This is a genomic window from Nostoc sp. FACHB-888 (assembly GCF_014696655.1).
Taxonomy (GTDB): Bacteria; Cyanobacteriota; Cyanobacteriia; order Cyanobacteriales; family Nostocaceae; genus Nostoc.
This window is the reverse complement of sequence record NZ_JACJQM010000252.1, coordinates 1-5,195: the sequence shown is the minus strand read 5'-3', so window position 1 is coordinate 5,195 and position 5,195 is coordinate 1. Positions and strand designations below refer to the sequence as shown.

Sequence of the window (5,195 nt, the reverse complement as noted above, 5' to 3'; positions counted from 1 at the left end):
AACCCAAGACAGCGCAATTGAATTGTTTAGCGATCGCCCTGAGTTGTTTCAAGATGGAGTCAATTTCTTGCACGCGGTTTTCCCCACGTTCACGGCGCATTGGTTCAATCAACTGCACATAGTCCACAATCACCAAACTGACTGACCCACAACGAGCTTGTATATCTTGCAAATCACCTTTGATTTGTGATGTGGTGATTACGGGGTTGTCATTCAACCAAAATGGTAGTGCCATCGCCTCAGCACAAGCTTGAGCCAAAGGATTCCAATGAGATTCCCGGAGTGCATTGCGTTTAAAAAGCAAGTCAGCAGGAACATGAGGTGCTGCCAGCCTTGAGAGAGTCTTTTTGACCATTTGTGAGGCAGACATCTCTAAAGCGAAATAAGCGGTTGTTAAGCCGCTAGCAGCAGCCCGAATGCCAATATCTAATGCCCAGGTGGACTTGCCGATGCCGCCGCGACCTCCAACGACGGTCAAAGCACCGAAGGGCATCCCGCCAATTACCGAATCCAAATCGTAGAATCCGGTGGGGACATTCACCTCAATCGCATCTTCACCGTTATTGGAAGCCTCAATCTCGGCATAAACATCAGGGATGATGTCAGCTATCAGCTTCATCTGACAAGGCACAGTTAATTGGCGCAACTCTAAGAGCTTTTGTTGTCCCATTTCGATGACTGAAGTGGCAGTAGTTTCAGTTAAGGGGGCATCCATCGCTTCCCGTGCCATTTGTAAAGCTGTTTGGATCACCGCTCTCAATTGCGCTTTTTCTCGAATTAACTCTGCTAAGGCATCGATGTTAACTGCTGACACGCAAGAGTTAAGCAAAGACGCAAGTTTATTTCTCCCGCCAACATTATGCAACAGTCCATGAGATTCAAGCCAACTGGTAACAAACAATAAATCCGTTGGTTGCTGAGACTGGTGCAATCGCACTGCGGCTTGGTAAATGTTCTTGTGCGAACCAACGTAAAAATCCTCTGGTTGCAAAATCTTAATTACACGAGCGATCGCTTCGGGGTCAAACAAAATGCCACCGAGTACTACTTCTTCAGCTTCTATCGCCTGGGGTGGTAAGTGGTTAGGCATTGAAACTACGTTATCTGGGGCAAAATCTGGTGAAAACATCACTTTTTCTCCTGCTATGCTATTTTTTTGTAAATCGAATTTAGAAGTCAGAATTCAGGAGCCAGAATGAACAAGCAGCAAAATTTATTTCGAGGATGGAAATGGCTTGGTCTAAGCGATGATTCATCCCGCAGCTGCACAAGCTTCAATTCTGAATGCTGACTCCTTACTCCTGAATTCTGTTTTGGTAAATCTCCGCGCTTGTCTAATTTCGGGTAGTACTGCCCTCAACTCATTAGGGGCAGCATGAGCCGTTTGTATGGCTTTTTGTTGGGCAAGGCGTTGAGTTTCGGCACTCTGAGCTTGCTGGTAACGCTGATTCAAATTCGTCCATCCCCCCTTGGTTTTCTCCCAAGTGTTCATGACTGCGATCGCATGATCTATTTCCTGTCGTGCCGAGCGTTTCGACTTAGTGGCTAATTCAGCAGCCAGAAAATCAACGACTATCGGGTTGAAGTTCTGGTACAAGTTATTTAGCTTTCGCTCTCCATTGCGCCAAGGAAAAACCCAGCGATTCCACTTGATTGAGTCTCTAACAAGCAGGGGCACACAATCATCACTCATAGCAGTTGGGTCTGTTAGCCAAGCATCAATCAGTTCTTTCACGTTCTGCGCTGTCTTGTAGGGACAGGTTATTTGCAGCTTATTCGATTGTTCGGATTTCTCGAACGACCCCCCCGCAATAGTTGATCTACAAGAGGGGTTATCGGTTTGTTGCGAAGACTCGGAATTTTTTGACAACGAAGTGGGTTGTTGTGGGGTTGGTTTTTCTAAGCTTGGTTCTTCGAGTTCAATTTCTTCCGTTGTTAAATCAAGTTCTTCTTTTTCACACACACTTTCGTGGGTGGGGGGCGCGGGTGGCGAAGCCAGGGGCGCATTGTGTGTAATCTCTGAAGTAATCTTTGAAGTATTCTTTGTATATATAGATAGATTGTCCGAAGAAGGCATTACAGTATGTCCAAGGAAGGCATTATAGCCTGTACTATCGGGGCATTCTGTACTGGATGATTGGGGCAATATATATTGCTCTATTTGATCATTACATATTGCACTATTGGGGCTGTCTATATTGTCCGAATTGGGCATTATGCTGGGTTTTTGATCAGCGTTATCCTGAGATTTTTTTGCTCTGCGAGTCCAAGATGAAGTAATTTTCGCAATTGGTAGCTCAAGATTGTTCATAAAAGCTGACCAACGTTGATTTAAAGCATCTTTATCCAACCAAAACTCTAAGCGTCTGGGACATCCGGTATATTTTTCTTGGAGTAATCCTCTGGCTTTAAGAAATTTTCGAGCTGTTTCTTGTTGTTTTCGAGTCAGTCCAGTTTCTTTCTCAATCTCGGCTTGAGTTTTATAAATCCAACCTTCAGGATTTTTTTGTTTACCCAGCCAGTAATACATTTGGCATAAAAACAAATTTGGTAAAACGCCACCAGTGACTTCAACTAGCTTTGGATAATAAGCAACAGAATTACCAAGGTCTATTAAAAAATCGGTTAATTTCATGAGAACCCCTTACTGATGTTTTGGGATGTAATACATTCAGAATTTTTTCAATCTGACTAATAAAATTCGATATTTGGAAGATACGATAATGTTTTACAGACAAAACGAATTACCTTTTACCCCCAACGTGGGGTCGAAAAGTTAGATTAATCCGTGTACTAACGACCTTATTAGTCTTCGGAACTTGATGCAGATGTGTTGATTGACAACCTGGAAGCATCACCAGCAGACTCCCATGCTCCAACCAAAAGTCAGTAGGCTTGCCCCCGATGGGCTTGATTTGGAATTTACGAACCGAACCCAGGCTGATGGATGCGATCGCAGGATTTAGCCCCATCGAAGATTCATTGTCGTTGTGCCAGCCGATAGAATGCTGTCCACTTTTATACTGATTGCCGATGACAATGCGGTAGCTGTAGCCAGTAGCAGCAGTAATCCTATCTCGCAGTTGAGCTAGCGCTGAAGTCCAAGGCAGTGGTTTAAGTAGTACACTCTTGGAGTAAAGATAATCACAGCCTTCATCCCCGTAAATACATTCCAAGCGAGGCACAGGAATCGTTTTACCCAGCATACGTATTTGATTCTGTTGCCATTGCAGTCGTTGGCAATGTTGGTAGAGTTCGTCGGCTTCTTCCTTGTTCAAAAATTCTGGATAATAGTTGACTGGTAAAACAATGGTTGGTTCATCAAAAAGCGACATCTGTTTCATAATTCTCCTTTGGCGATTGCCCGAACAATTTCAATAGCTCGTTCTTGTGAAATAGCCTGTTCTGGATTTTTGTAAAACCCAATAATTTCTGATTTGGGACGAATAATAATTTGCTGCCCTGTTGCGCGTTTGTCCCATACAAAGCACGAGATGGTAATGTTGTCTGTTGCCCAACGAGTACCCCGTTTATCCTTGCGAAAACAAAAACGAGGCAGAATCAGTACAAGTGACGGCGGATGCTGTTGCAAGAAATCCGCCCGATCATCACAGGGTTCGAGAAAGCTGGTTAGAAGGAATGCAGCGACACCTACACGCGCTTTCTGGTAAGCATTCTTGATAATTGGGGATGCGAACTCCGAATATGGCGGATTAGTACAGATCCAATCGCACTCTGGCAAAGAATCCCACGAATCGGATAGCGTTGCGTCCATTTGGTAATCAGCTGGTTTATGTGGATCAATATCGTTCGTCCACATTAGACTTGTCCGGAATATTAACTTAAGAAAATAAAAATGGTAAAACGTTTAAGTGAGTATCTACCATTTGTCGGTATTAGTTATGGTTTTTGATTATATCCAGAAGTATCCACACCGAACAAAACAAATTTTGGGGATTAGTTATGAGCAGTTGCAATCACTGTTAAATTGTGCCATAAATCGTTACAATGAAATTAAAATTAAACAAGAAAGTAAAAAAATTAGAATCAATGCGTCTGGTGGGGGTCGCCCAGCAAAGTTATTAATCCAAGAGCAGGTATGCTTGTGCTTGTTTTATTTAAGACAAATGCCGACATTTCAAGTATTAGGAATGATGTTTGGTGTCTCTAAGACTGAAGCTAACGATACTTTTCATGAATGGATACCAATTCTTCGAGACATTTTACCCTCCAGCTTATTAGAACAAGTCTCAGATAATGAGAGCGATTTACTATTTATTCAAGAAGCGTTAACGAATTTTAGGCTATTAGTCGATAGCCTGGAACAGCCAATACATAGGCCTTCCGACCAAAAAGAACAACAGGAATACTTTTCTGGAAAAAAGAGACAACATACTTTAAAAAGTCAAGTAATTGGGCTACCATCAGCCAAAGATATTGTCGAGGTAGAAGTAGGCGCTCGTGGGCCAACAGCAGATATAAAAATATTCCGTAAGTCTCAGGAAAAGTTTGATAAATCTCAGCCATTCTCAGGAGATAAAGCGTATCAAGGTGGTAAGAATATTACTACGCCTCATAAAAAAAAACCGAAACAAGAATTAACCCAACAACAAAAAGATGAAAACAAAGCTTTATCTAGTAATCGGATATTTGTTGAGCATTTGATTCGCTTGCTGAAAATATTTCGCATAGCCTCACAAAGATTTCGCTTAAAGCTTCATACTTATGAGCAGATTATTTTAACAGTATGTGGGTTAGTTAGATTAAGAATCGGTAGTTTAATTCTCCCAACTTAGCTATTAACAATAATCATAAACTCTAAGAAAATAGGAGTTAATTTTTATGCCTCTAAACTATCACTAACTATCTCAAATCCTTATGGCTCCGTCTTTACGAAGATATCAAAGTTTTGTTCCAAAGCTTTGAACAGTCTGGCTTTGGAGTTTTCGGACAGGTCTAAGGAAACAAGCAGTTCTGTGCGGAAATGTGCAGGAGTGGCGGATTATAGTCTGTTGGTTCAAGATGCAGATGCTCGAGAGTCCGTAACCGTGCTGACACCAAATGGGCAGCAGCATTCGCTCAAATATTCGCAGGTTATCACTTCAGCTTTCTCTACCTTGGGGGAGAAAGCTGAATGGCGAGTAGAGAACAGAGGAGGAAAGGTGCTGCCCATCGCTTTAATCGTGCGGGTGTAT

6 protein-coding genes are annotated in these 5,195 nt (G+C 42.4%); 2 read left to right on the top strand and 4 right to left on the bottom strand.

From position 1 onward, the window contains the following. The 4 genes from H6G26_RS38195 to H6G26_RS38180 form a co-directional block, all read right to left on the bottom strand. On the bottom strand, nucleotides 1-1,129 hold a 1,129-nt coding region (locus tag H6G26_RS38195), incomplete at its 3' end, for a DnaB-like helicase C-terminal domain-containing protein (protein WP_190736902.1). A 123-nt stretch (nucleotides 1,130-1,252) separates the two neighbouring features. Next, complete coding sequence (locus H6G26_RS38190; protein WP_242054273.1) at nucleotides 1,253-2,635, bottom strand: hypothetical protein; 1,383 nt, start codon at nucleotides 2,633-2,635, stop codon at nucleotides 1,253-1,255. Nucleotides 2,636-2,744: 109 nt separating this feature from the next. Further along, a complete protein-coding gene (locus tag H6G26_RS38185; protein ID WP_242054271.1) occupies nucleotides 2,745-3,335 on the bottom strand; it encodes an alpha-ketoglutarate-dependent dioxygenase AlkB in 591 nt (196 codons plus the stop codon). A 5-nt stretch (nucleotides 3,336-3,340) separates the two neighbouring features. Continuing rightward, the gene (locus H6G26_RS38180; protein WP_242054270.1) at nucleotides 3,341-3,820 is read right to left on the bottom strand and encodes a hypothetical protein; all 480 of its coding nucleotides are present in this window, start codon (nucleotides 3,818-3,820) and stop codon (nucleotides 3,341-3,343) included. A gap of 82 nt (nucleotides 3,821-3,902) precedes the next feature. On the opposite strand from H6G26_RS38180, the gene H6G26_RS38175 reads away from it, so the two are divergent. Together H6G26_RS38175 and H6G26_RS38170 are read left to right on the top strand one after the other, a co-directional pair. Continuing rightward, nucleotides 3,903-4,796 carry a transposase family protein gene (locus tag H6G26_RS38175; RefSeq protein WP_190736897.1) on the top strand — a complete coding sequence of 298 codons (894 nt, stop codon included), beginning with the start codon at nucleotides 3,903-3,905 and terminating at the stop codon, nucleotides 4,794-4,796. Between the two features lie 198 nt (nucleotides 4,797-4,994). After that, the coding region (locus H6G26_RS38170) for a hypothetical protein (RefSeq protein WP_199327268.1) at nucleotides 4,995-5,195 on the top strand (201 nt) is incomplete at its 3' end.

Coding starts and splice junctions, on each gene's coding strand:
- H6G26_RS38190 (WP_242054273.1), bottom strand. CDS start 2,635: ATGAAATTAACCGATTTTTTAATAGACCTTGGTAATTCTGTTGCTTAT.
- H6G26_RS38185 (WP_242054271.1), bottom strand. CDS start 3,335: ATGTCGCTTTTTGATGAACCAACCATTGTTTTACCAGTCAACTATTAT.
- H6G26_RS38180 (WP_242054270.1), bottom strand. CDS start 3,820: ATGTGGACGAACGATATTGATCCACATAAACCAGCTGATTACCAAATG.
- H6G26_RS38175 (WP_190736897.1), top strand. CDS start 3,903: ATGGTTTTTGATTATATCCAGAAGTATCCACACCGAACAAAACAAATT.